The sequence below is a fragment of the Streptococcus oralis genome (assembly GCF_001579175.1).
GTDB lineage: Bacteria > Bacillota > Bacilli > Lactobacillales > Streptococcaceae > Streptococcus > Streptococcus oralis_O.
Window position 1 is genome coordinate 740,212 of sequence record NZ_KQ970759.1, and the last position, 24,363, is coordinate 764,574.

The 24,363-nt window shown below is 42.1% G+C and carries 24 protein-coding genes and 1 pseudogene; 9 read left to right on the plus strand and 16 right to left on the minus strand.

Translation table 11 applies throughout. The features are described from left to right. A pseudogene (locus SORDD24_RS11635) lies at nucleotides 1–379 on the plus strand (DNA-binding protein); the annotation flags it as partial. A gap of 51 nt (nucleotides 380–430) precedes the next feature. Here the strand turns inward: SORDD24_RS11635 and SORDD24_RS03740 are convergent. After that, a complete protein-coding gene (locus SORDD24_RS03740) occupies nucleotides 431–1,066 on the minus strand; it encodes an aggregation-promoting factor (RefSeq protein ID WP_061407548.1) in 636 nt (211 codons plus the stop codon). Nucleotides 1,067–1,307: 241 nt separating this feature from the next. On the opposite strand from SORDD24_RS03740, the gene sdaAB reads away from it, so the two are divergent. The 3 genes from sdaAB to SORDD24_RS03755 are packed head-to-tail and all read left to right on the plus strand — an operon-like array spanning nucleotide 1,308 to nucleotide 3,517. Continuing rightward, the gene (sdaAB, locus tag SORDD24_RS03745) at nucleotides 1,308–1,979 is read left to right on the plus strand and encodes an L-serine ammonia-lyase, iron-sulfur-dependent subunit beta (protein ID WP_061407551.1); all 672 of its coding nucleotides are present in this window, start codon (nucleotides 1,308–1,310) and stop codon (nucleotides 1,977–1,979) included. Nucleotides 1,980–1,987: 8 nt separating this feature from the next. Continuing rightward, the gene (sdaAA, locus tag SORDD24_RS03750) at nucleotides 1,988–2,860 is read left to right on the plus strand and encodes an L-serine ammonia-lyase, iron-sulfur-dependent, subunit alpha (protein WP_000500031.1); all 873 of its coding nucleotides are present in this window, start codon (nucleotides 1,988–1,990) and stop codon (nucleotides 2,858–2,860) included. Between the two features lie 27 nt (nucleotides 2,861–2,887). Continuing rightward, nucleotides 2,888–3,517 (plus strand): HAD-IA family hydrolase, encoded by a 630-nt coding sequence (locus SORDD24_RS03755; RefSeq protein ID WP_061407555.1) that lies wholly within the window; start codon nucleotides 2,888–2,890, stop codon nucleotides 3,515–3,517. Between the two features lie 132 nt (nucleotides 3,518–3,649). Here SORDD24_RS03755 and SORDD24_RS03760 read toward each other — a convergent pair whose 3' ends face one another. The 3 genes from SORDD24_RS03760 to SORDD24_RS03770 all read right to left on the minus strand — a co-directional run bounded on the left by SORDD24_RS03760 (nucleotide 3,650) and on the right by SORDD24_RS03770 (nucleotide 7,001). Continuing rightward, the gene (locus SORDD24_RS03760) at nucleotides 3,650–4,072 is read right to left on the minus strand and encodes a DUF805 domain-containing protein (protein ID WP_061407558.1); all 423 of its coding nucleotides are present in this window, start codon (nucleotides 4,070–4,072) and stop codon (nucleotides 3,650–3,652) included. A gap of 166 nt (nucleotides 4,073–4,238) precedes the next feature. Continuing rightward, nucleotides 4,239–6,095 carry a polysaccharide biosynthesis protein gene (locus SORDD24_RS03765; protein WP_061407559.1) on the minus strand — a complete coding sequence of 619 codons (1,857 nt, stop codon included), beginning with the start codon at nucleotides 6,093–6,095 and terminating at the stop codon, nucleotides 4,239–4,241. 75 nt (nucleotides 6,096–6,170) lie between these two features. Beyond that, the gene (locus tag SORDD24_RS03770; RefSeq protein ID WP_061407563.1) at nucleotides 6,171–7,001 is read right to left on the minus strand and encodes a glycosyltransferase; all 831 of its coding nucleotides are present in this window, start codon (nucleotides 6,999–7,001) and stop codon (nucleotides 6,171–6,173) included. A 221-nt stretch (nucleotides 7,002–7,222) separates the two neighbouring features. Between SORDD24_RS03770 and SORDD24_RS03775 the strand changes: the two genes are divergently transcribed. The 5 genes from SORDD24_RS03775 (at nucleotide 7,223) to SORDD24_RS03795 (ending at nucleotide 11,378) form a co-directional block, all read left to right on the plus strand. Then, nucleotides 7,223–8,389 (plus strand): CynX/NimT family MFS transporter, encoded by a 1,167-nt coding sequence (locus SORDD24_RS03775; RefSeq protein WP_061407566.1) that lies wholly within the window; start codon nucleotides 7,223–7,225, stop codon nucleotides 8,387–8,389. 135 nt (nucleotides 8,390–8,524) lie between these two features. Then, entirely contained in the window at nucleotides 8,525–8,851 is a 327-nt protein-coding gene (locus tag SORDD24_RS03780; RefSeq protein WP_000273860.1) for a PadR family transcriptional regulator, read from the plus strand. Beyond that, nucleotides 8,838–9,431, plus strand: coding sequence for a DUF1700 domain-containing protein (locus tag SORDD24_RS03785; protein WP_061407569.1), 594 nt, complete (start codon nucleotides 8,838–8,840; stop codon nucleotides 9,429–9,431). Before SORDD24_RS03780 ends, SORDD24_RS03785 begins: the two co-directional genes overlap by 14 nt. Continuing rightward, on the plus strand, nucleotides 9,424–10,353 hold the full coding sequence (locus SORDD24_RS03790; RefSeq protein WP_061407573.1) for a DUF4097 family beta strand repeat-containing protein: 930 nt from the start codon (nucleotides 9,424–9,426) through the stop codon (nucleotides 10,351–10,353). Before SORDD24_RS03785 ends, SORDD24_RS03790 begins: the two co-directional genes overlap by 8 nt. A gap of 62 nt (nucleotides 10,354–10,415) precedes the next feature. Next, nucleotides 10,416–11,378 carry a DUF6574 domain-containing protein gene (locus tag SORDD24_RS03795; RefSeq protein WP_061407576.1) on the plus strand — a complete coding sequence of 321 codons (963 nt, stop codon included), beginning with the start codon at nucleotides 10,416–10,418 and terminating at the stop codon, nucleotides 11,376–11,378. A gap of 65 nt (nucleotides 11,379–11,443) precedes the next feature. Here SORDD24_RS03795 and SORDD24_RS03800 read toward each other — a convergent pair whose 3' ends face one another. The 12 genes from SORDD24_RS03800 to SORDD24_RS03855 all read right to left on the minus strand — a co-directional run bounded on the left by SORDD24_RS03800 (nucleotide 11,444) and on the right by SORDD24_RS03855 (nucleotide 24,299). Next, nucleotides 11,444–12,301: a DUF4299 family protein gene (locus SORDD24_RS03800; protein WP_061407579.1), complete on the minus strand. Its 858-nt coding sequence runs from the start codon at nucleotides 12,299–12,301 to the stop codon at nucleotides 11,444–11,446. Between the two features lie 439 nt (nucleotides 12,302–12,740). Next, nucleotides 12,741–13,100: a TfoX/Sxy family protein gene (locus SORDD24_RS03805; RefSeq protein WP_061407582.1), complete on the minus strand. Its 360-nt coding sequence runs from the start codon at nucleotides 13,098–13,100 to the stop codon at nucleotides 12,741–12,743. A gap of 9 nt (nucleotides 13,101–13,109) precedes the next feature. After that, entirely contained in the window at nucleotides 13,110–13,526 is a 417-nt protein-coding gene (locus tag SORDD24_RS03810) for a VOC family protein (protein ID WP_061407587.1), read from the minus strand. 56 nt (nucleotides 13,527–13,582) lie between these two features. Next, nucleotides 13,583–14,386, minus strand: a complete 804-nt coding sequence (locus SORDD24_RS03815; RefSeq protein ID WP_061407590.1) for a helix-turn-helix transcriptional regulator — start codon at nucleotides 14,384–14,386, stop codon at nucleotides 13,583–13,585. Between the two features lie 239 nt (nucleotides 14,387–14,625). Then, nucleotides 14,626–14,934: a putative quinol monooxygenase gene (locus tag SORDD24_RS03820; protein WP_061407594.1), complete on the minus strand. Its 309-nt coding sequence runs from the start codon at nucleotides 14,932–14,934 to the stop codon at nucleotides 14,626–14,628. Nucleotides 14,935–14,949: 15 nt separating this feature from the next. Next, nucleotides 14,950–15,936, minus strand: a complete 987-nt coding sequence (locus tag SORDD24_RS03825; RefSeq protein ID WP_061407597.1) for an oxygen-dependent tRNA uridine(34) hydroxylase TrhO — start codon at nucleotides 15,934–15,936, stop codon at nucleotides 14,950–14,952. A gap of 173 nt (nucleotides 15,937–16,109) precedes the next feature. Then, nucleotides 16,110–17,303 (minus strand): L-lactate MFS transporter, encoded by a 1,194-nt coding sequence (locus SORDD24_RS03830; RefSeq protein ID WP_061407600.1) that lies wholly within the window; start codon nucleotides 17,301–17,303, stop codon nucleotides 16,110–16,112. 439 nt (nucleotides 17,304–17,742) lie between these two features. After that, nucleotides 17,743–19,227 (minus strand): ABC transporter substrate-binding protein, encoded by a 1,485-nt coding sequence (locus tag SORDD24_RS03835; RefSeq protein ID WP_000800426.1) that lies wholly within the window; start codon nucleotides 19,225–19,227, stop codon nucleotides 17,743–17,745. 107 nt (nucleotides 19,228–19,334) lie between these two features. After that, complete coding sequence (locus tag SORDD24_RS03840) at nucleotides 19,335–20,255, minus strand: carbohydrate ABC transporter permease (RefSeq protein WP_000818291.1); 921 nt, start codon at nucleotides 20,253–20,255, stop codon at nucleotides 19,335–19,337. 13 nt (nucleotides 20,256–20,268) lie between these two features. Then, complete coding sequence (locus tag SORDD24_RS03845) at nucleotides 20,269–21,198, minus strand: ABC transporter permease (RefSeq protein ID WP_049538037.1); 930 nt, start codon at nucleotides 21,196–21,198, stop codon at nucleotides 20,269–20,271. A gap of 357 nt (nucleotides 21,199–21,555) precedes the next feature. Next, a complete protein-coding gene (locus SORDD24_RS03850) occupies nucleotides 21,556–23,436 on the minus strand; it encodes a beta-N-acetylhexosaminidase (protein ID WP_061407603.1) in 1,881 nt (626 codons plus the stop codon). Next, nucleotides 23,430–24,299, minus strand: coding sequence for an ROK family protein (locus tag SORDD24_RS03855; RefSeq protein WP_061407606.1), 870 nt, complete (start codon nucleotides 24,297–24,299; stop codon nucleotides 23,430–23,432). Before SORDD24_RS03855 ends, SORDD24_RS03850 begins: the two co-directional genes overlap by 7 nt. Nucleotides 24,300–24,363: the final 64 nt, after the last annotated feature.

A 24,363-nucleotide genomic window follows, 5' to 3' on the forward strand; every position in this document is an offset into this window, starting at 1 on the left:
CAATACCATTCTCTTTACCTTTCCTATAGAACATATCCATCTCATCACTGGAAAAATCTTGCAACGCTTAGAAGTCTATAAAAACTATCAACATTTATATGACTTGCGAATGGCAATCCTACTCAACCTCTCCACCATTTACTTATACAATCAAGATAGAAATATGTGTAAACAAATATGCTATACTTTACTAGAAGATGCCAAGAACAAGAAAAGCTACGATAGGCTTGCTATCTGCTATGTCCGTATTGGGATTTGTACGGATGATTCTAAACTTATCCAAAAAGGTTTCTCCCTTCTGGAACTAACCGATGAAACCTCCATGCTAGCTCATCTCAAAAAAGAAGTAGAGACCTATCATCAACCAAAGGAAATATAAAAAAGTCGAGGGATTTCCTCGACTTTTACATATTTTTCTGTTAGCTAGTTCTTAATACCAACCGTTGTTAAGCCAGAAGTTCTTGGCAGCTGTCCATGAACCGTAACGTCCTGCAACGTAGGCATCTGCTACACGTTCTTGGTTTTCAGCTGAGTAGTCACCGTTCAAGTATGAATCTGTCAATTGGTAACGTCCGATGTAACGTCCGTTTGTAGCTGTGTAACTACCACCTGATTCTTTTTGAGCGATCCATTCTTTTGCTTCTGCTTCAGAACCACTTACTGTAGAAGCTGCTGCAGTGTTGCTTTCTGCTACTGGAGCTGCTGGTGCAGCTGGCGCTTCATAGGTTGTTGTTTCAGTTGTTTCTTCTGCAGTTTCTTCTGTAGCAGCTGGTGCTTCATAAGTTGTCGCAGAAGCTGCAGCGGTTGCTGTTACTGTCGATGGAGCTGTTCCTTCGATGACCAAGACTTGGTCCACAAAGATCAAGTGGATGTTTTCAATCTTGTTTTTTTCTGCCAATTTTTCAACAGTAGTGTTGTACTTCTCAGCGATTTCTGAAAGAGTATCGCCTGGTTTAACTGTGTAAGTTACATTTTCTTGGGCAGATGCAAGGGCTGGAGCAAAGAAAGCAAGAAAAGCTGCTATTCCTGCAAAAGTTGTTTTAATTTTTTTAGTTGTTAATGACATATCTAAAAATTCTCCTTTTTATCTATGATACTATTTTACTCCTCGAATATTACTGTTTCTTGACGGTTTCGTGTAGAAATATTACAAAAATGTTTTATATTTACCGTTTTACGGAGGTTTTTGTCACAAAAGACCTTGTTTTATACCATCTTTAATCATTTTGAGGTTTTAATAAGGGAAATAAGCGCAGAGGTTCATTCTTTGATATAATAGATATAAGAATCTTTGTAAGGGGAAACAGATGCACTCACTTCGTTTTCAATCTGTCTTTGATATTATCGGACCTGTCATGATTGGTCCATCAAGTAGCCATACAGCTGGTGCCGTTCGTATCGGGAAAATCGTCTCATCCATCTTTGACGATACGCCAACAGAGGTAGAATTTCAATTATTTAACTCATTTGCCAAGACCTACCGTGGTCATGGAACTGACCTTGCTCTCGTCGCTGGTATTTTAGGTATGGATACGGACGATCCCGACATCCCAAACAGTCTCGAGATTGCCCATAAACGGGGCATCAAGATTGTCTGGACCATTCAGAAAGACAGCAATGCTCCTCACCCTAACACCACTAAAATCACTGTAAAGAATGACCATAAGTCCATTAGTGTGACAGGGATTTCCATTGGTGGGGGAAATATTCAAGTTACGGAACTCAATGGCTTTGCCGTCTCTCTCAACATGAATACCCCGACCATCATTATCGTACATCAGGATATTCCAGGTATGATTGCCCATGTCACAGAAGCCCTCTCTCGTTTTGATATCAACATCGCTCAGATGAATGTGACTCGAGAAAAAGCTGGAGAAAAAGCCATCATGATTATCGAAGTCGATAGTCGAAGTTGCGAAGAGGCGATTGAAGAAATCCGAAAAATCCCTCATCTCCACAATGTCAATTTCTTTAAGTAGGAGGAAACATGTTTTATTCTATCAAAGAATTGGTCGAGCAGGCGGATCTAGACTTCCAAGGAAATGTCGCAGAACTCATGATTGCAACAGAATATCAACTAACCGGTCGGGAACGACCAGAAGTTCTCCTCCTCATGGAACGCAATCTAGAAGTCATGAAAGCCTCTGTCGAGCTCGGCCTCAGTGAAAATAAATCCCGTAGCGGCTTAACGGGTGGAGATGCGGCCAAACTAGACCGCCATCTCAAAAGTGGCAAGGCCTTGTCAGACTTTACCATCCTATCAGCAGCCCGAAATGCCATCGCAGTCAATGAACACAACGCTAAAATGGGCTTGGTCTGCGCCACTCCAACCGCAGGAAGCGCTGGTTGTTTGCCAGCTGTTCTCACTGCTGCTATCCAAAAATTAGACCTTAGCCATGAAGAACAACTTGATTTCCTCTTTGCCGCGGGTGCCTTTGGATTGGTTATCGCAAACAACGCTTCTATCTCAGGTGCTGAAGGTGGTTGTCAGGCCGAAGTCGGCTCTGCCTCTGCCATGAGTGCCGCAGCCTTGACCTTGGCCGCAGGTGGAACGCCCTATCAGGCTAGCCAAGCCATCGCCTTTGTCATTAAAAATATGCTAGGTCTCATCTGTGACCCTGTCGCTGGTTTGGTTGAAGTTCCTTGTGTCAAACGAAATGCCATGGGAGCCAGCTTTGCCTTTATCGCGGCTGATATGGCCTTGGCAGGTATCGAGTCTAAAATCCCTGTCGATGAAGTTATCGATGCCATGTACCAAGTCGGATCCAGCCTCCCAACTGCCTTTCGTGAAACAGCTGAAGGTGGACTCGCAGCCACCCCGACTGGTCGTCGCCTACAAAAAGAAATCTTTGGCGAATAAACTCATATATATCTATTAGGAGAAAGTATGCCCTCTATCTCAGCAATCTTTTTTGATCTAGACGGAACTCTGGTTGACAGTTCCCTCGGGATCCACAATGCCTTTACCCATACCTTTAAAGAGCTAGGAGTTCCAAGCCCTGATGCCAAAACTATTCGTAGTTTCATGGGCCCGCCCCTTGAAAGTAGTTTTGCGACTTGCCTTCCGAAAGAACAAATCTCAGAAGCTGTTCAAATCTACCGTTCTTACTACAAGAAAAAAGGGATTCACGAAGCAGAGCTTTTCCCCCGAATGACGGAATTGCTCCAAGAACTCTCACAAAACTACCCTCTCTATATCACTACAACAAAGAATACTCCGACTGCCCATGATATGACTAAAAATCTGGGGATCCATCATTTCTTTGATGGCATTTACGGTTCTAGTCCTGAAACGCCACACAAGGCGGATGTCATCCGTTATGCCTTACAGATGCATCAACTGCCCGCAGACCAAGTCCTCATTATCGGGGACACCAAGTTTGATATGATTGGAGCCCAAGAAACTGGTATTAAAAAGTTCGCTGTTACTTGGGGATTTGGAGAAGAGGCTGATTTGCTCAACTATCAACCTGACTGGATTGCCCATACCATTGACGATATCATTAAGCAGCTATAAATGATACACCATACAAAAATACTCCTAACACTAGTGAACTAGGTTGAGGAGTATTTTTTTGTATAGGTTGTTACTATAAACGATTATTTGCTATGAAACGACTCAGCCGTTTTTAACTAGACTAAAAATAGCTTAATATTTTCGTACCATGTCTTCAAACTGAGAGTCTTGCTTATTCTCTTCATTTTTTTCACTATTTTTTATCACTTTTTCTCTAAAGCGTTGACTGGGCATAGCGAGCATAACGAGCAGTGTTACTGCACCCAAAGGAACAAATACAATAAAGATATAGGCCCAATGGATACCCACATCTCGTAAGCGACGTACTATCAGTGCTAGTAGAGGAACAAACTCAACTAGCAACAAAATAATACACATACTGAAAAGCGCTATATTCATGATGGGATTATCAAATTCTAATCCAGTAAACAGCGAGTAATAGACGGGAAAGAAAATCACCATATTTAGCAGCCAAACCCACCAAAACTCTGGACGTGTAGAACGACCAGAAAAATTTAAATACCCCTTCCAAAAATTTTTATAAGCATTCAGCATGCATGGACCTCCTTTCATTATATCTATTTACCATCTAGCCCATATCTTTATCTTGCTTTCGAAAATAAATTTATCGTTTCAGATCTACTTAATCCTCAAAAACCAGCCTCCTGCTTTAAACAGAAAACTGGTTTAGCATTTTCATTTTAAAAATCAGTCGAAATCCTTACTCAGCATGGGTTGTTTCATTTGCAAAAGAAATGATCGCTTCTTTGAGCTCATCTCCACTGAGTGAACGGAACTCCTCTATTTTTTGATTGATGGCTTCTAGAGGCATGACATTTACCTTACCAACGAAAATCTTGTCCATGACTTGATTATCAACCAATTCGGTCGAAACCAAGAGTTCTTCATAGAGTTTTTCCCCTGGTCGAATCCCAACTTCAACGATTGGAATTTCACTTTCAGTGTGTCCACTTAGAAGGACCATTTTCTTAGCCAAGTCATAGATCTTGACTGGTTTGCCCATGTCAAGGATAAAGACTTCTCCGTCCTTGGCATAAGCGCCTGCATGGATTACCAGACGACTGGCCTCTGGAATGGTCATGAAGTAACGTGTCATACGGAAGTCTGTCACCGTTACAGGACCACCTTCAGCAATTTGACGTTCAAAGACAGGAATCACGCTACCACGGCTACCGAGAACATTCCCAAAACGAACTGCACAGTAGGTTGATTTGCTACGTTGGTTAAAGCCAGTGACAATCAATTCTGCCACGCGCTTAGTTGCACCCATAACATTGGGTGGATTGACCGCCTTGTCAGTCGAAATCATGACCATCTTAGGTACTTTGGCCTCATCCACAGCCTTGGCAACATTGTAGGTTCCGAGGATATTGTTTTTGAAGGCTTCTTTTGGATTGCGCTCCATCATCGGAACGTGCTTGTGGGCAGCGGCATGGTAGACAATGGCTGGCTTGTACTGCTCAAACACCTGCAAGAGACGGTCGTAGTCCTGAATATCTGCAATGATAGGAACATAATCAATCCCTTGGAATGTACGGATCAATTCATGATAAACGAGGTAGATGGAATTTTCGCCATGCCCCAGCAAGATGACACGCTCTGGATTGAAGCGGCTAACCTGACGACAAATCTCCGAACCAATCGAACCACCAGCTCCTGTCACCAAGATAGTCTTACCTGTCAGTTCTGAACCCAGACGGGACTCATCCAGACGAATTTCCTGGCGTCCTAAAAGGTCTGTGATATCAATTTTCTGGAAGCCGCTGCCTCCACCTGGTTGGTGAAGTCCTTGCACAACTGTCTCAACCTTAGGCATCTTGTAACATTTGACGCCTAGCTTATTACACATCTGCAAGATGCGTTCGTACTCTGAAGGGTCAAGTGAAGGAATCGCTACGATGACACGCTCGATTTGGTGACGTTTAGCCAATTCAGGCAGATTGTCATAGGAGCCCAAAACTGGAATTCCACCTAGTTTTTGTCCCTTTTTCTTTTCATCATTATCCAAAATCCCCACCAGCTCAAGCTCGCTAGTTGGATGCTGGTAGCTGTTCATAAAGAGGGCACCACCATCACCAGCACCAATCAAGAAGGTCCGACGGTGTTCTCCATCTCCACTACCTTTTTTACGTTTGGAGTAAATCAATTGCCAAGTGATACGAGGAAGCAAGATGAGGAAGGTACTCAACAAAATGAAAAGTACGATGAAACGGATAGAAAATAGTGGAAGAAAGGCATAGCAGATTCCATAGGAAAGAACACTACTAAATGTTACTCCAAAAAAGATTTTCATGAAATCCGTAATCTTACTGTAGCGGCTAATACTAGCATTCAGCCCCCAAAAAGCAATCATAATCTGATAGAAGAAGAAGGCTAAAAGAGTATAGATCACGTAGTCCACAGGCGCAGGATTTATTAGGCCATAAAACAAGATATAAGATACGATGATGGAAACCACCATACTCAGAATGTCGAATATCCCCCAAAACACCTGTTTTTGTTGTTTATTCAAAATTTCAACCAGATCAATAACATAATCTGTTAGTTTTTTATTCATAGGAATTTACTCCCCCTTAAAAGAGTCAGATGATACTGTTGTTATGATAACCTGAATCATTCAGTCTATCGGGGCTTACTTTCTCTTTCTTAAAAGTTTGACGAAGATAAACTGACGTACAAAGCCTGGACAAAGTGCAACAATGGCCTGAATGGCTACACTTTTAGCATATTCCATGTAAGAAATTTGCCCTCGCTCAAGCATCCGTTGGCGAGCTTGACGATAGAGTTTAAGGTAACGCAAGCCACCTCGACGCTCAAACATCCCTGCACCGACACGAACCTTACACAAGATTTGATCTAGGTTCCCAGTCTTGGCACCTGCAGCAATCATATTGAGCCAAAGGAGGTCATCCTCCATGTAAAGGCCATCTTCATAGTTGCCCGCCTTGAGGACCATGTCCTTTTTGAACATGACTGTCATATGGTTAAAGGCGCTTCTCATTCTCTGATAAGCCACAATGTCTGCATGCTGAGTTGGAACACGACGATAAGACACAATCTCATCTGGATTGTCAATGAACTCTGCGATATGCCCACCTAAGAGGTCGAGATCTTCTTTCTCCATTAGCTGAAGCTGTTTCTCAAAACGATCCGGAACGGCTAAATCATCCGTATCCATGCGGGCAATAATGTCATACTGGCACTGTAAAACACCGTATCGAAGAGCCAAGCCTAAACCTTGGTTTTGTTCTAAGGGGCACCGTTTAACTGGAATGTCTGACTGAGTTTCCACTTCATCTAGCACCTGATAGAGTTCGGGTGTGAGCGGCCCGTCCTCAACAAGAACAAGCTCGCTCGGTTTCAAGGTCTGGTTTTGAACACTTTTGATAGCATCTCTTAAAAACGTCGGATTTTCCTTTACATAGACCGACATCAAGACGCTGATTTTTTGCTTTTCAGGCACAGTTTTTCTCCAATGTATAGATTTCCTTCCACTATTTTATCACAAATTCTCCTAGTTTCCTATTTTTATATCAAATCAAGGAAAATTCTAGTAAAGAAATCTGTCTCTTTTCACTTTATTTTCACTTCCATTGATTGATCTGTCTTGGCTGCCATTACTTGACATTATAAGGAAAAAACCTTAAAATAAGCTGTTATTAAAATCATCCTATCGAGGTTTTTATGAAAAAACAATCACTCTTTTTTGTTCTAGGAATTGTCTTAATCGGGACTGTTTTACGCTCTCCCTTTACTGCTCTTCCAACTATTTTAGGAGATATCGCTCAGGGACTAGGAGTGGAGGTTAGCTCTCTTGGGATTTTAACCAGTCTCCCTCTCTTGATGTTTGCTCTTTTCTCTGCTTTTGCGAGCCGCTTGGCACAAAAAATCGGGTTGGAACATCTCTTTACTTACTGTCTTCTCCTCTTAACTGTTGGCTCTGTCATTCGGATTTTCAATCTTCCCCTTCTCTATCTAGGGACCCTAATTGTGGGAGCAAGCATTGCGATCTTCAATGTACTCCTCCCAAGTATGATCCAGGCAAATCAGCCTCAAAAGATTAGTTTCCTAACAACTCTCTATGTCACTGCCATGGGAATTTCGACAGCCATCGCTTCTTATCTTTCGGTCCCTATCACCCAAGCTAGTTCTTGGAAGGGACTCATCCTCGTTCTCAGCTTTCTCTGTCTGGTCACTCTGCTAGTCTGGTTGCCAAATCATCGCCACAACCACCACCTAGAAAGCCAAAAAGAAAAGCAAGTCAAAGAGAATATTCTAAAAAGTAAAGATGTCTGGGCTATCATTATCTTTGGCGGGCTTCAGTCCTTGCTCTTTTATACAAGCATGACCTGGTTGCCAACTATGGCTGTTAGTGCTGGTATTTCTAATAGTGATGCGGCTCTCCTTGCTTCTATTTTCTCACTGATCAGCATTCCTTTTTCAATGACTGTTCCAAGTCTGACGACTCGTCTGTCAGATGGTCACCGTCGAATCATGCTAGCAATTATCTCTATCGCTGGGATGACAGGAATTGCCATGCTCTTGTATCCAGCTAATAATTTCCTCTACTGGTTAGTCGTCCATCTCTTGATTGGAACGGCCTGCAGTGCCCTCTTCCCCTACCTCATGGTTTGCTTTTCTCTTAAAACCAGTTCTCCTGAAAAGACAGCTCAGCTATCAGGACTAGCGCAAACAGGGGGCTACATCTTAGCTGCTTTTGGACCTGCCTTGTTTGGTTATAGTTTTGAACTTTTTCAATCTTGGATCCCAGCTGTCCTTGCCCTTCTAGTCATCGATATCATCATGACCGTCTCACTCTTTATGGTGGATCGGTCTGAAAAAATCCTTTAAACTTCTAGTTTTTACTAGGAGTTTTTTATATGTAAAATTTTTACACATATTTCTTGACAGGGCTTTCAACTTGAGATACAATATATTTGAAAAGAGTATATATAAAATTTTTATATAATATAAAGGAGGTTTCCCATGTACTTCCCAACATCCTCTGCCTTGATCGAGTTTCTCATCTTGGCTGTACTGGAGCAGGGGGATTCTTATGGTTATGAGATTAGTCAAACTATTAAGCTCATCGCCAATATCAAAGAATCTACGCTCTATCCCATTCTCAAAAAATTGGAAGCCAGTGGCTTTCTGACCACCTACTCTAGAGAGTTTCAGGGGCGTATGCGCAAATACTACTCCTTGACCAATCGGGGCGTAGAGCAGCTCGTTACTCTAAAGGAAGAGTGGACGCTCTATACCGACACCGTCAACGGCATCATAGAAGGGAGTATCCGCCATGACAAGAACTGACTATCTGACTCAGTTAGAAACCTATCTCAATAAACTGCCTGAAGCTGACCGCATCGAAGCTATGGACTACTTTAAGGAACTATTTGACGATGCAGGTTCAGAGGGCGAAGAGGAACTCATTGCCAGTCTAGGAACACCAAAAGAAGCAGCTCATGATGTCCTCTCTAACCTCCTCGACAAAAAGGCCAATGAAGGCCCTGCTCAAAAGAATGACCGCCAACTGCTACACATTGCCCTCTTGGCCTTACTAGCAGCCCCTATCGGCATTCCTGTTGGAATTGCAATTATCTTAACCATTATCGGGCTTTTTATCGCAGCTGTCTCCGTCATTTTAGCCTTCTTTACCGTCTCTGTAACGGGTATCCTGCTAGGTGGACTCTTTATCGTAGAGAGCTTTAGCGTCCTAGTCGAAGCCAAATCTGCCTTTATCTTGATTTTTGGGGCCGGTTTGCTTTCTATCGGTGCTTCTTCTCTTGTTCTACTAGGTATCTCCTATGTAGCTCGTTTCTTTGGCCTCCTAGTCGTCCGCTTGGTGCAATGGATTCTTAAAAAAGGAAAGAGAGGTGACAGACATGCGTAAATTGACAAAAGGATTTCTCATCTTTGGTGTGATTTCTACAATCCTTGGTTTTATCTTGATCATTGTAGGGGCCCAGTCCAATGGTATTCAAAGTTTGCTTGCCATGTCAAAAGACCCCATCTATGACAATCGTATCGAAGAAGTGACCTTTGGAAATGAAGTGGAAAAACTTGATCTAGCCCTTGAAGAACATAGCCTAACCATCACAGAGTCTGTAGATGACAAGATCCACATCACCTATCATCCGCCCGTGTCTGATCGTCACGATCTAAGTACTGGCATGAGTGACAAAACACTGAACGTCACTGACAAACAAGCCTCCCAACATCGTTTTCTCGGTTCAGGAATCGAAGGTCTACTTCGTATCGCCAGCAACTATTCTCATCGTTTTGACGAAGTCGTTCTCTCCCTCCCTAAAGGAAGAAAGCTGCAAGCTATCACCGTCTCAGCCAATCGTGGACAAACTAATATTCGTCAAGCCAACCTTGAAAATGCAACCATCAAAACAAAAGGCTATCTCTTAAGACTAACAGAAAGTTCTATCAAGAACAGCACACTAACGGCACCTCATATCATCAATATCTTTGATGCCGAATTGACAGATAGTCAGGTCAAGACGGAGGGAGCACACATCTATGCTGAAAATATCCAAGTTCACGGCAAGGTCGAGCTAGAGGCTCATTCAACTCTACAACTCATTCTCTCCCAGAAAGAGACCGACCGTATCAATCTAGAAATTTCTTCTCAGCATGGTGGTATCTATCGTCAACCCAAAGAAGAACATCGTGGACAAAAAGAGAATGTACTTGCCAACCCTTATAAAACGGAAAAAGCAGATATCAAGGACCTGCTCATTGCAAAAGCCAACCAGGATATCTACCTACCTAGAGAAGAGTACTCTTCTCCATCTAGAAACCATTGACAAAAACGCTTTCATCTGCTAGTCTAAAGATAGAAAACGACCATAAAAAAGGAGGTTCCACCATGACACAAGAATGGTTTGAAAGCGCCGATCTTGAGAAGAAATCAGCTCAGACGAAATCAGAAATCCAGTCCGACCAACCAGAGACTTCGGAAACTGTGGAAACCGAACAACAAGCAAGCCAAGAAACTCCTGTCTTACCTAAAGAGTCGGAAAGGCATGAGGAGGAAGCTCCCGAAACGATAGAAGAAGCCCAAACCGAGGAAGAGGGAGAAGGGAAAGCTGAAGAGGAACACAAGCAAGAAAAACCAGCAAAAGAGAAAAGTATCTTCAGCAAAGCTTTAGAAAGCCCCTATATCCCAGATATTGACCCTCGTAAAACTGCTCGATTCAAAGAAGAAATCGCACTATTTTGGACTTGGCTGCTGGATGCTATCCAAGAACCAACTGCCAGCAAAACTACGGACCAAAAGCATCGTTACAGTGTCTTTGCCCTACTCACCTTGCTGTCTTCTATTAATCTTTTCTTTAGTATCTATCATATCAAGCACCTCTACTATGGCTATATGGCCTCTATTGCCAATAGTTTACCTAACCAGCTCCCACCTTTAAATCTCTTTGCTGGACTCTCCATCTTGGTCGCTAGCGCTCTATTTTACTTTTCCATCATTCTGGGAGGCTTTACTGTCCGACGTGTGCTGGATCAGGAGAGCGACTTTACATTCCAAGAAGCCTTCGATCGGTATAGCAGACTCTTTGCTATACCACTTATCCTAACAGCTCTAGCAAGTTTCTTTGCACTCTTTGGTGGCATGCGATTTGCTGGCATCCTCACTCTTCTAAGCATGGCCATCTTTGCCCTTGGCAATCTCTTTGTGATTAGCAAGCCAAGTAAGACCAGTAGCCTCGACCCATTTTATCGATTCCTGCTAGCTGTCTTACTTGATGGCGCCATTCTCTTACCCTTCTTCATTGCAGAGTTAGCGCTGACAGTGGACTACCTTCGCATCCTGACATTCTTTTAATCAAAATCCCTGCCATTTGTTAATGACAGGGATTTTTATGCTTACTCTTTTTTAAACAAGGCCTACTAGATGGTTGCCAATCCTTCAAAATCTTGTCCTAGGATGGGTTGAACTTCTAATTGATTGGCATCTAATTGCTGGTAAAATGCTTTTGGTAGTGACTCTAGAAATTTTTCATAATCCAAGCGAGCGATGGCTTCATAGTCTTCTGCTTTTGATCCATCACCAGAAATCTTCACTAGGTCAATCTCCCAAACAAGCTCCTTGCCTGCCAGTTGCTCGGTATAAGGAGCTGGTACAACGGGTTCCTTTGGCAATATTGTCTTGACTCCCTGGGCTAGGTGATAGATACCGTGCACCTTGCCTTGGGCGTCTGGGTAAAATTTCACACTGGCAAGGTAGGCATCAGAGCCTTGAACCTTCTTGACCAGCTCTTCAAAACGTGCCAATCCATCCTCAGCCAAAAAACTCTTGAGGTAGTCCTTGTTGAGATAGATAGGGGACAAGAGTCCTTGGCAATAGACTAGACGAGCTACTTTATCATCTAGATAATGCTTGACCGTTTGTCGGAAATAAACTTCAAACTCAAATCCTTCTAACCCTTCTACCTCTTCCCCCAACTTACCAGATAGGGCATGGAGGAGAGTCTCTACAATCTCCCAGTCCGCTCTAGTAAGAAAATCTGGAATCACCACTTGATAGCCTTTTCGACTATCCGCATAGTTCACTTTAAAGAGAAATTGCGACTGGCCTACAATCCCACACTCGATATACTCGAGACGATTGAGGGGCTGACGGAGATAGACTGCATCATAACTATGCGACTCCAAGCCCTCCACCAAGGCTAAGATAGACTTGGCAGTCAAGACCTCCTGTTGTCCTAGAATGCTTTCTTTATTTGGGATAAAAAATATTTTCGCCATAACTGGCCTCCTTTGAAATCGTTTACATACAGTATAACCTATTTTCCTGAAAGATACAGAAACAAACTTTAGATTTTTAGACAAAAAGCATAGAAAAACAGCCCCTGAAAATTGCTTGACATTCAGCAGACTAAAAGTAATCGGTATTCACACACCCTAGAAATGCAATAAAGACGACCAAAGGAATCGTCTTTATTTAAGGTAAGTATTTCTTTATAATCTCATATATCTTTTTATGATTGTAGATCTTTTTAATTTGCTTATCAATTTAATTGCCTATATGTTCCTTCTTAGCATCATTTCTTCGTATAGGATTTATTTTCATAAAATCTTGCTAATTAAAGTCACAAAATCAATACATATTCTGAGAATATATCTGAATTTCATAAAAAAGCAATGAATGAACTTCTAAGAAAGCAAAACTCATTCTGAGCACTTCTTATTTTTTACCCTGCTGCGTCAGCTCCTGATTATAGGACAAGGCTAGCTTAATCCAGTAAGACAGTTCTTTTTGTCCTTCGCCATCTAAATCAATATAGCCATGATAAAGCCTGCCCTTCATTAACGTCACACTAGCACCATTTTTAGGCAGAACCTGCTTTTCCATTTCCTTACCGATGCGTACCATAACAAGTTCTTGACTTCTCGAACTTACAGTAACGGTCATTTTACCTCGGACCATAAAAGCCAAACCACCAAACATTTTTTTCTCTTCTACCTCTTCTTCGAAAATACGAGGAGGAAGTTCCGTAGCTAAAATGGTACGAATCTGTTGAGCTAAAGATTTACTATATGCCATCGCTCTCCTCTACATCATCATCACATCCCAGCCGATACCAAAACGGTCAATTAAGCGGGCATAAAACTTAGCAAAAAATTGATTCTCTAGAGCATAGAGAATCTGTCCACCTTCAGCGAGCTTGGCAAAAAGCTCATCAGCTTCTTCTCTACTGTCTGGGCTCAGAACCAACCACTGATTGGGCTGGTGATTGCTAGGAATAGATAGGTCGTTAAAAATGCCTACATCTTCACCATTCAGGGTTAAGTTTTCCGTATCTAAGGCAATCCAAGCAAGCTTATCCCGTTTTTCTGCAGGAAGGTCAGCTGGATCCATCATCTCACTGGCTCGGACAAGTCCCTTAATCTCTGTCTGAAAAAGGTCAGCATAAAAACGAAAAGCTTCTTCGGCCTGACCATTAAAACTTAAAAACACGTCTAATTTCATTATTGTTCCTCCAATTTTATATATCTGAGAATAAATCTCTAATATCAGTTTATCAATTAGGATAAAAATTTTCTTATTCTCAATTGCGCTTGTTTGGCTAGGGAACGCATGATTAAAACTGGAAGATTAACTGTAATAGGTGGATCGCTCGGCAATGGCCTGCGCATGCTGATTTCCTCTTGATAGATGCTATCGCCTGCAAAAGTGAGAGGCTCATCGCTGCCCCAGCGAAAGTTATGCTTCAAGACATAGTTTTTAGTTAGGCGTAAATCCTCCAGCAATTCACAGGCCAAAAGATAGTAGCGACCATCGGGTACATTTTCAAAAGTAAACCGTCTCTCCTGACTCAGTGCGACTCCGATAACCGGCTCTTCTTTGGGTATGCGGGTTTTAAAAAGCCCGACACAGCTAATGCGTGGTTCATAGCCCTCAGGATAAGATAGCGCCACAGTCAATCGATTGCCGCTTTTACAGTCGGTATCCTGATGCAATAAAGCTCCCTTCTCATCCAGCTGTTTTACCATAAAATCATAAGCCTTGGTTGATTCTTGGTAGTATTTTTTAGGCGAAAGTCCAGTATGCCGCTTAAAAGTATTGGAAAAACTGCCTAGACTATCATAACCAGCTTCCATAGATGTCTCGGTCACATTTTGCCGGCTTTCTACAATCTCCTGAATCCCTTTTTCCATCTTAAGAGCTTCCACATATTGCTTGATAGAAAATCCCATCTTTTTCTTGAAAGTTCTGGATAGATGGAAAGGACTATAATGGAAATGCTCAGCCAAATCGGTCAGACTCAGCTCTTCATCTGCATGCTGACGCAGATAGGCTGCCACTTCTTCCATGATAGCTTTAGACATAGACCTGCTCCTTTCCCATTTATTTAAGCTCATTATATCACATCAAAAAGAAAGGACAAAAAATCAAAACCGAAGAAAGAAAATCAGAAATCAAGTGATACTCCGCGAGATGCCCCAAAAACATGAGGAAATAGTCTGCTTTCCCAAATCTCTGTCCAACAAACCTTTTACCTGTAGATAAATGATGAAAAAACTTTAGACGCTTGAGTCGTCTAAAGTTTTTAGTTTTTCTTAGGAATTTAGAAACTTGCCTTACCATCAAAAATAGTCAGCTTATGTAAATTTTCCATGCCTGCAATAATAGGTCTAGCTTTTGCAATGAGATTTTGAAAAACTTCCAAGGTCAGACTGTCATTGTGAGCTTGCTCGCTCTCCCAAACCTCATAAATATAGATGCTGTTGGGTTCATCTGCCTTCTCACCTAAGATATAGCAGAAACAAGTATCAAGATTTTGCATTTCTTTAACAACTTCTTGCATATAAGCAGCAAGTTCCTGCGCCTTTCCTTCTTTGGCAATTAATTTACCATAAACGCAAAATTTTTCCATTAGGATCTCTCCTTATTACTGAGCTACCACTGTTTCCAAGCTTTCACCGATAGCTGCTAGGCGCTCAACAACTTCTGCTTGTGTCAATTCATTTTCTGAAACATAGCGGTTGCGTGGATGAACACGACACTCGTGTGAGCATCCACGAAGGTACTTGTCTTCATTTTCTTCTGATGTTAGGATACGACGATTACAGAAGGGATTTCCACAGTTGACATAACGTTCACATGGTGTTCCATCAAACCAGTCTTTTCCTACGATGGTTGGGTTGACATGGTTAACATCAACTGCGATACGCTCGTCAAAAACATACATTTTCCCATCCCAAAGCTCACCTTGGACTTCTGGGTCTTTACCGTAAGTTGCGATTCCTCCGTGCAATTGGCCGACATCTTTGTAGCCTTCACGAACCATCCAACCTGAGAATTTCTCACAGCGAACGCCACCTGTACAGTAAACCACGACACGTTTGTCCATAAATTTTTCCTTGTTGTCACGAACCCATTGTGGCAACTCACGGAAGTTGCGGATGTCTGGGCGGATAGCCCCACGGAAATGTCCTAGGTCGTACTCATAATCGTTACGTGTGTCAAGGACAACGGTATCTTCGTCAAGAAGGGCTTCTTTGAACTCTTTTGGAGACAAGTAGGCACCCGTTGTTTCAAGTGGGTTGATATCGTTGTCAAAGTCATTATCTTCCAAACCAAGGTGGACAATTTCTTTCTTGTAGCGAACAAACATCTTCTTGAAGGCTTGTTCATTTTCTTCGTCAATCTTGAACCAGAGGTCTTCCATTCCTGGTAGGCTGTGAACGTAGTCCATGTATTTTTGAGTTGTTTCGTAGTCACCTGAAACAGTTCCATTGATTCCCTCGTCAGCGACTAGGATACGACCTTTAAGGCCGATTGATTTACAGAAAGCCAAGTGATCTGCAGCAAATTGCTCTGCATTTTCAATTGGGGTATAGAGGTAGTAAAGTAAGACACGAATATCTTTTGCCATAAGATTTGTTCTCTTTTCTATTCTTAAATTTTCAGAATTTTTCATTCAACTATTCTAGTATACCCACTTGAGAAAACGAATGCAATTTATTTGACCGGAAATTAAAAAGGAGCTAATCCCAACGAATGTCTACTCCAATTTAAAAAATCCTTGGATGATCCAAGGATTCATTTTTAAACCTTTTTAGCTTTAGCCATATAGAAGAGTTGGAGCAGAATACCAATGATAGCCATACCGATAACGATAAAGAAGGCCATTGTATAATCTCCTTGATCTGCCTGTGCAAGACGTGCCCCTAACTGAGGACCAGCAATAGCAGCTACTCCATAAGCAGTAAACATCCATCCATAGTTTGTCCCTACGTAGGTCACTCCCCAGTTTTCAGCAGTAATTCCTGGGAAGGAACCGAGGAAGCCACCAAATGACAAGGCAACCATCATGATTCCAAGGATGGCCAAGATGCTTCCAGGACCTTTGAATAAGGCTGTGAGCAACAAGCCAGTAGCAACCGCTCCAAACATGGCAATAACGGTAGGGTAGCGGCCAATCTTATCAGATACCGTACCCCAGAAGATACGACCAAATGTATTTGCAATGGATACCAGCATAACAAAGAGGGTCGCTTCTCCAACAAGTTGGTATTGGTCTGAGATTGCTGCTGCAGTTCCGATAATCATCATTCCGCCTGTAGCACCAAGAACATAAATCAACCATAGAAGCCAGTAATTTCCATCACGGAGCATTTCTTTATAAGTTTTTCCTTCCGGTTGAGCATTCCCAGCCGCTGGAGCAACAGTAGGAGCTTTGGCCATAACAAGGGAAGATGTACAGATCACTAGTAAAAGGACAATACCTAATACCTTAAAGGTAGAGTAAATCCCCATAGAAGCAATCAAAGATTTTGCAACCGGTCCGATAATTAGTGGACCCAAGCCAAATCCTGCCGCTGTCAATCCACCAGCTAGGCCTTTTTTGTCTGGGAACCACTTTGTCGCAATGGACGTAGATGCCCCATAGGCAGAGCCGATACCAAGTCCTAGGATGACACCGTACGTTAGATAAAGCACGGGTAGTGAGTTGGCAAAACCAGTCGCAAACATCCCTGTACCAAAGAGAATACCACCTAGAAAGACAAACTTTTTAGGTCCAACCGAATCTACTTTGGGACCGAAAAGAATCATTCCAACAGGTACCATAGCAAAAGAAATGCTAAAGGCTAAGGAGGTCTGAGCTTGAACCCATCCTTGACTAGCATTGGTTTCTAGGAGTGCCTTCTGAAAGACCGACCAGGCATATCCTGCACCTAGAGAGAGATTCGTTAAAATGGCCGCAGCCAAAATTAACCATCGATTGGGTGTTTTTTTCATATGAATAACCTCATGTAATATTTCTTGTTCCCAAAAGGGATAGCAAACAACTTTTTATCGGATTTTCACTTGCTGTGTTTCACTTGAATCTTTCATAATTTACAAAATATGAACAAGCTGAAATCAGACATAAATGAAACATTTAAGAAGGAATCCTGTCCACTTCTTAAATCAAAATCCAGTTAAATTTCACAATGTTAAGCGCTTTCATCGTACTCTTATTATATGCTAGTTCATTCTAAAAATCTACTTAATTAAACTAATAGAGGTATTAGTCCAATTAATCGATATCTATATTTTATACTGGTATTTCACAAAGTTTTTAACAAGATTTTTTTACTTTTAGCTACTCTAATAAAAAAACCACTACCTCCCCCGGGAGTCCCAGAGGAGGTAGTGATAACATTTTTTAGGAATGAATACACGAAATCAGTTTGTCTTATGATTTTTTGCTTTTCAAAAATTCGTCGTATTGTTTTTGCATTTCATCCAATACTTTTTGGTATGCACCTTCAGATTTCAGTTTTTCCATCAATTCTGGAATAGCTTTATCTGGGTCTACAGTACCAGTGTTGATAGCTGTATCGAATTGTTGCATTGTGTTAGTGATTGCAGAGATTTCAGATTTTACGCTATCAGTGTTAAAGATGAATCCAAGCGCTGGAGATTCTTTAGCTTCTGCCAATTGTTTCTTAGAATCTTCGATTTGTTGGTCTGTAACGTTTTCGTTGATATAAAGGATCCAGTTGTTACCAGTGTTCCATCCACCCATGTGAGTGTTTCCTTTGTATCCTTCAAGGACACGAACACGGTTTTCTTTACCTGGAATTTTCTCCCAGTTCTTGCCTTCTGGACCGTAAACAAGTCCGTTCAAGAGTTCAGGGTTAGTGTTCAAGAGGTTCAACACTTCCATTGATTTTTCTTTGTTCTTAGAGTTGTTTGAGATAACAAAGTTAGCAACTTGAGTTGTTTGGTTTTTCTTGATGAAGTTAGTGAATGGTTTGATTTGGATGTCTTTGTTAGCTACACGAGAGAGCAAGCTGTTACCGTAGTCAGCTGGTCCTACTGTTTCTTCACGAACGAACCAAGTGTCTTGTTGAAGGTCAAATGAAGTGTCGCTTGTTGCTACGTCTTTTGGAATATATCCTGCTTCGTAGAATTTGTGAAGAGTCTTCAAGTGCTCTTTGAAACGAGGAACGTCGTAACGGTTTACGATCTTAGTAGTATCCCCTTCAAGGTCGATAACGAATGGAAGTCCGTTTGCTACTGGGTAGTCAAAGTTTTCAGAAGGGATGAAGTTCTTAGTAACTGCAAATGGTACTACATCTGGAGCTTTTTCTTTGATTTGTTTCAAGACTGGTTCAAGTGTTTCGTATGAATTTACACCTGAAATGTCGATACCGTATTTAGCAAGAAGAGTTCCGTTGAAGGCAAAGTTTTGTGAAGATGCAACGTTAGCCGCAACTGGAACAGCGTAGATCTTACCGTTTACAGTGTTCCCTTTGATGTAAGCTGGGTCAAGTGCTTTATAAAGCTCTGCTCCTTCTTTCTTGTACAATTCTGTCAAGTCAGCATAAGCACCTTTTTGCGCGTTTACGATGTAGTTATCTGCAAAAGCGATATCGTAGTTTTCACCTGATGATGTGATAACGGACATTTTCTTACCGTAGTCACCCCATCCAAGGTATTGGATATCCAATTTAGCGCCAACTTTTTCTTCGATGATTTTGTTTGCATTTTCTAGCAATTCATCCAAGTTGTCTGGTTTGTCACCGATTTGGTACATTTTAATAACAGGTTTTTCTCCTGATCCTGAGTCAGCAGCTTTTTTGTTGTTACCTGAAAGGTTTCCACAAGCAGCAAGACTTGCAGCCAAAGCTACTACGCTAGCAGATGCAAAAGCATATTTTTTCCAGTTTTTCATGATAAAAACTCCTTTTTTTATTTTTAAACTTATAAACGATTTAATGATTTTAACTTCAGCCACTAAGATGAAGTTGGGAAGGGAGAAACGATGTTTCTCAGTAAGTCCTATTCTTTCACACCACCGATGGTCAAACCTTTTACAAAGTAGCGTTGGAAGAATGGATACAGAATGGCAATCGGAAGGGTTGCAACGACAACCATGGCCATACGCCCTGTTTCCTTTGGAAGAGCGACTCCCAGTTGACCAGAAAGACCGACTGCTTTGGCGATGTAGTCCATATTTTGTTGGATTTGCATGAGCAAATACTGCAATGGATACAAGTTGTCACTCTTAATGTAAAGAAGGGCGTTAAACCAGTCGTTCCAGAAACCAAGAGCTGTCAAAAGCGTGATGGTTGCGATACCTGGTAATGACAATGGTAAACAGATTTGGAAGAAGATCCGGGCTTCACTAGCACCATCGATACGAGCGGACTCCAGAATGGCTTCTGGAATGGTCTTCTTGAAGAAGGAACGCATCAAGATGATGTTAAATGGTGAGAGAAGCATTGGAACAATCAAGGCCCAAACTGTATCACCTAGTTGAAGCAAACGAGTTACCACGATATAGCCTGGAACCAAACCGGCGTTGAACAACATACTAAGTAGGACGAAAACTGTAAAGAATCTGCGGTACTTAAAGGTTGTCCGTGAAATGGCGTAGGCATAAGTTGTTGTGATAAAGACATTTGTCAAGGTTCCGACTACTGTTACAAACACTGAGATAAAGAGCGCTTGTAATATCTTATCTTTAAACTGAGCCAAAAACTCGAAGCCATCTAATCCAAACTGTGATGGGAAAAAGCTATATCCATGTTGAAGGATGCTCTTTTCATCTGTGATGGAAATCATGATGACAAAGATAAAGGGTAAGATACAAGAGAGAGCAATCAATCCAGAAATAATACTGAAGAAGATATCTGCCTTCTTACTGAAGGAGTGAATGCCGACATTATCAATTTTTGCTTTTTTAATTTTTTCTGCCATGCTTTCCTCCTTTCTAGAATAGTGCTGAATTTGGATCGACTCGTCTTGCGAGTATATTTGATAAGATAACGAGAATCAAACCGACAACTGACTGATAAAGACCAGCTGCTGATGCCATACCAATATCCGCTGTCTGAGTCAAACCATTATAGACATAGACGTCTAGTACGTTGGTTACATTGTAGAGCTGACCAGCATTGTGTGGGATTTGGTAGAAAAGACCGAAGTCTGCACGGAAGATGTTTCCGACTGCAAGGATAGTCAAAACAGTTATCAGCGGTGTCAACTGTGGAATGGTTACATTGCGAATCCGTTGCCACTTGCTAGCCCCGTCCACTGTTGCTGCTTCGTAGTAGGTAGGGTCAATTCCCATGATAGTCGCATAGTACATGACACTGCTATATCCGAATCCTTTCCAGATACCTAGGAAAAGGAGAAGATATGGCCAAATACCTAAGTCAGCATAGAAGTTAATTTCCTTCAATCCGATGGAAGAAAGGAAGTGGTTGATCACACCCTTGTCAATGTTGAGGAATGCATCTGTAAAGAAACTGATGATAACCCATGACAAGAAGTACGGGAACAACATAGACGTTTGGAAAATTTTAACCATTCTCTTAGAACGAAGCTCACTGAGGATGATGGCAATTCCAACCGACACAATCAAACCAATAAAGATGAATCCAAGGTTGTAAAGGACGGTATTTCGAGTAATGATAAAGGCATCTTTAGAACTAAACAAGAACTTAAAGTTATCGAGGCCGACCCACTTACTATTCATAATACTGTGGATAAATCCTTCACCACTCATATGGTAATCTTTAAAGGCGACCACATTTCCAAATACTGGGATATAGAAGAATAGAATCAACCAAAGTGCCCCTGGTAAAACCATCAAGAGAAAAATCCAGTTATCTCTCAAGGTCTTTGAAAACTTTTTCATAATTTCCTCCCATTTTATTCCTAAAAACTGATTTCATCGAATTTTTAGGTTTGATAACGATTACATAATTAGTATACTCTTATTTCAAGAATAGTTTAAACTACTAATTATAGAAAAAACTCCACAAATTATTTTATGTGGAGAAGTTTTTTATAAGAAATAGGTTTCACGAGAAACACTCTGAACAGGGGACACTGTTCTTGTTTTTATACTCAATGAAAATCAAAGAGCAAACTAGGAAGCTAGCCGCAAGCTGCTCAAAGCACTGCTTTGAGGTTGCAGATAAAACTGACGAAGTCAGTAACATCTATACGGCAAGGCGAAGCTGACGTGGTTTGAAGAGATTTTCGAAGAGTATTAAGTCGTATAAATCGTCGATGCGGTCGCAATGGTGTGCCACTGGTTGGCTGTTGTGGCTGCAAAGTCCTTGTCTCCATAAAAATCATTAAATGGAAGGATTTCGACTTCTAATTCTTCGATACGGTCAATCTGACCAGACAGATAATCCTCTATACGGCTTTCTGCTCGTTTGATGCGTTGCAAGAGTCCGCCCATACGGATATCGACCGTATCCAAACCAAAGACCTTGTTTTCTTTCAGCCATTGTTGGCTAAAGAGTTTGTGGAAGGTTTCTATCTCACTTCTGAGTTTTGGTAATTCTTCTCTGGCGATTTGCTGCAAGCTGACTTTGTCACCGACTTTATAAGTTTCACGGATGCGTCGTCCCACATCCACTTTGCTACTTAAAATAGCATTCAACTGAGCCTGAGTTTCAAAGAGGTAAGAGTAGGCGCCAGCTTTTTCTTTGATTTCAGCAAGGGTCTCCGCAGCATGCGCGAAGTGTGGCTTGTCCTGTTCAGGTGTCATGTGTCGATCAAGAATCGGACAGAGAACATCCTGATAAAAGACATAGCGGTTGGGATTGATACCACTGAGATTGCCTGGTAGATCTGGCAAGAGGTTGGCTAGGTCAATCTGCATGAAATCCTCAACTGATAGACCCGTATTGGTCTTGAAGTGTGCAGACAAACGGTCTAGGTCATTGCGGTAGCTGAGTTCTGCCCAGATTTGCAAGCTGGGTAGGATAGAAAACTGGGCTGTCTCGCCACCATTGTCCCCCCAACCAGTTACGATGACTTCTTTTATCTGATTAGCACGACAGGCTTTATTGGCCTCTATAGCCACTAGACGGCTGAAATGGTTGTGTGGGGTAAAACCAATCCACTTCCAAGCACCACCTGCAAAGGCGATATCTTGGCTAATCTTGTGGTGATTACGGAAATTACGATTGTACTTTTCTTCGCTATCCTGGTAATAATCCCAATAAACCAAGGTTACACGATCTTTGAGACGGTCTAGGTAGACACGAGTTTCCTCAGGAATTTCCACATCACGATCGTACTGGCCATCTGCTGACATGAGTTTGAAGAACATGTCACTCCACATCTGGCAGTGGAAACCATATTTGTCTGCGATATCCAGCACGCGCTCCAAGTGTTGACACATGAGGAGACTACGGTCCACAACACCGTTCAAAATGAGGTAGCGTCCCAAACCAACCAAGTGGGCTTCATCCATCCCAATATTGACCTTGCGTGTCTGCAGTTTAGACAGAGTGGCAAACATCCCGTCAATTAGGTCGTAAACTTTTTCTTCGCCAATGAGGAGGATATCTTCTACATCACGGAGCTCTTGTACTTCTTTGACACCCCATTTGACAAAGGCCGACAAGTGGGCCAAGGTCTGGATGCAAGGCACAAAGGTCATGTCAAACTGCTGGGCGTAGGCTTCTATTTCCTGCAACTCCTCAGCCGAGTAGGCACCACGGAAATAACCAAAGTAAGGTTGTCCCTCAATCTGATAAGTATCTTCCATGTAAAGCTCAAAGGTTGAGTAGCCCATAAGAGCCAAGACTTCAATCATCTGTTTGGCAGAAGCCACATTTAGCACTGCATTTCGCGAACAGTCTGCCATGTAAGCCAAATCTTCGTAAGCAGCTTGTTCTTCAATCTCTACCTTATCACCTTCTACTAGAGCTGTTGCCAACAAGGACAAGGCGCGGTAAAGTTGGTGAGGTTTGCGATAAGTCAGTTGATAGTGGCCATCCTCACCCTTGATAGAGATAGAGGCTTGGTCAGACTGAGCGACTGCTACCTCTACATCTGCTAGCGAAATATGCTTTTTAAGCAACTCTAATGCTTGCTCTTGTTTGGGACTAAGTCCTGTAAAAATTACCATTGGTTTTCCTCCTGCAGCCAGTTGACAAGGGCACCATAGAGATTGGCATCTGCGTGATAGGTGCAGGCTTGAATCACTGGAGTGATGGTATATTCTTCATAGCTTTCGACAAATTCATCGACAGCTTTTTTGACGCCTTGGATAAAGTCTGGATTTTGACTGATAGAGCCTCCCAGACTAATGACATCTGGATCGATCAGATACTGGATATTGAGCAAGCCTTGAGCCAAATTACGGTTCATTCGCTCAATGGCTTCTTGGCAAAGGGCATTGCCTGCTGCAGCTTCTTGGTAAATCTTGCGACCATCCCAGTCAGTCTGACCAGATTTTTCAATTACGTAGCGAACCATGTTTCCTGTAGAGGCTAGTAGCGACCAGTTGTTGAGTTTTTCAGCTGGTTCAATGATTGTCATATAGCCAAACTCACCACCTAAGCCGTGGCGACCTCGGTGAAGTTTGCCATTGATAATCATAGCTCCGCCGATTCCTGTCCCAATCACGACACAGGCTGCATTTTCAATCTCTGGATGAGCTAGCAGTTCACTAAGTCCAACACAGTTGGCATCATTTTCTAGATGGACAGGTAGCTGATGATGAGCAAGAGCCTCATACCAAGAAAAACCGTGAATATAAGGTACGGCACTGATTCCCTCAATTACACCTGTTTCTTGATTGACCGCGCCTGGAACGCTCATGGCAATGCCCTTATAATCTTTCTCTGCCAAGCATTGGTCTAGCCAAGTCAGTAAATCTTCTAGGGTTTCTGGTGTCGGTATACTTGTCTTATCTAGTATTTTTCCATCAGGAGTCAGACTGGCAAACTTAATCCCAGTCCCTCCGATATCAATGGTTGCAATGGTCATATTTTCACCAAAAAGGGGCGAATTAGTAGTTAATCCTTACTCTTTCGCCCCTCCTTTCTATCTC

Coding starts and splice junctions, on each gene's coding strand:
- SORDD24_RS03740 (WP_061407548.1), bottom strand. CDS start 1,066: ATGTCATTAACAACTAAAAAAATTAAAACAACTTTTGCAGGAATAGCA.
- sdaAB (WP_061407551.1), top strand. CDS start 1,308: ATGCACTCACTTCGTTTTCAATCTGTCTTTGATATTATCGGACCTGTC.
- sdaAA (WP_000500031.1), top strand. CDS start 1,988: ATGTTTTATTCTATCAAAGAATTGGTCGAGCAGGCGGATCTAGACTTC.
- SORDD24_RS03755 (WP_061407555.1), top strand. CDS start 2,888: ATGCCCTCTATCTCAGCAATCTTTTTTGATCTAGACGGAACTCTGGTT.
- SORDD24_RS03760 (WP_061407558.1), bottom strand. CDS start 4,072: ATGCTGAATGCTTATAAAAATTTTTGGAAGGGGTATTTAAATTTTTCT.
- SORDD24_RS03765 (WP_061407559.1), bottom strand. CDS start 6,095: ATGAATAAAAAACTAACAGATTATGTTATTGATCTGGTTGAAATTTTG.
- SORDD24_RS03775 (WP_061407566.1), top strand. CDS start 7,223: ATGAAAAAACAATCACTCTTTTTTGTTCTAGGAATTGTCTTAATCGGG.
- SORDD24_RS03780 (WP_000273860.1), top strand. CDS start 8,525: ATGTACTTCCCAACATCCTCTGCCTTGATCGAGTTTCTCATCTTGGCT.
- SORDD24_RS03785 (WP_061407569.1), top strand. CDS start 8,838: ATGACAAGAACTGACTATCTGACTCAGTTAGAAACCTATCTCAATAAA.
- SORDD24_RS03790 (WP_061407573.1), top strand. CDS start 9,424: ATGCGTAAATTGACAAAAGGATTTCTCATCTTTGGTGTGATTTCTACA.
- SORDD24_RS03795 (WP_061407576.1), top strand. CDS start 10,416: ATGACACAAGAATGGTTTGAAAGCGCCGATCTTGAGAAGAAATCAGCT.
- SORDD24_RS03800 (WP_061407579.1), bottom strand. CDS start 12,301: ATGGCGAAAATATTTTTTATCCCAAATAAAGAAAGCATTCTAGGACAA.
- SORDD24_RS03805 (WP_061407582.1), bottom strand. CDS start 13,100: ATGGCATATAGTAAATCTTTAGCTCAACAGATTCGTACCATTTTAGCT.
- SORDD24_RS03810 (WP_061407587.1), bottom strand. CDS start 13,526: ATGAAATTAGACGTGTTTTTAAGTTTTAATGGTCAGGCCGAAGAAGCT.
- SORDD24_RS03815 (WP_061407590.1), bottom strand. CDS start 14,386: ATGTCTAAAGCTATCATGGAAGAAGTGGCAGCCTATCTGCGTCAGCAT.
- SORDD24_RS03820 (WP_061407594.1), bottom strand. CDS start 14,934: ATGGAAAAATTTTGCGTTTATGGTAAATTAATTGCCAAAGAAGGAAAG.
- SORDD24_RS03825 (WP_061407597.1), bottom strand. CDS start 15,936: ATGGCAAAAGATATTCGTGTCTTACTTTACTACCTCTATACCCCAATT.
- SORDD24_RS03830 (WP_061407600.1), bottom strand. CDS start 17,303: ATGAAAAAAACACCCAATCGATGGTTAATTTTGGCTGCGGCCATTTTA.
- SORDD24_RS03835 (WP_000800426.1), bottom strand. CDS start 19,227: ATGAAAAACTGGAAAAAATATGCTTTTGCATCTGCTAGCGTAGTAGCT.
- SORDD24_RS03840 (WP_000818291.1), bottom strand. CDS start 20,255: ATGGCAGAAAAAATTAAAAAAGCAAAAATTGATAATGTCGGCATTCAC.
- SORDD24_RS03845 (WP_049538037.1), bottom strand. CDS start 21,198: ATGAAAAAGTTTTCAAAGACCTTGAGAGATAACTGGATTTTTCTCTTG.
- SORDD24_RS03850 (WP_061407603.1), bottom strand. CDS start 23,436: ATGGTAATTTTTACAGGACTTAGTCCCAAACAAGAGCAAGCATTAGAG.
- SORDD24_RS03855 (WP_061407606.1), bottom strand. CDS start 24,299: ATGACCATTGCAACCATTGATATCGGAGGGACTGGGATTAAGTTTGCC.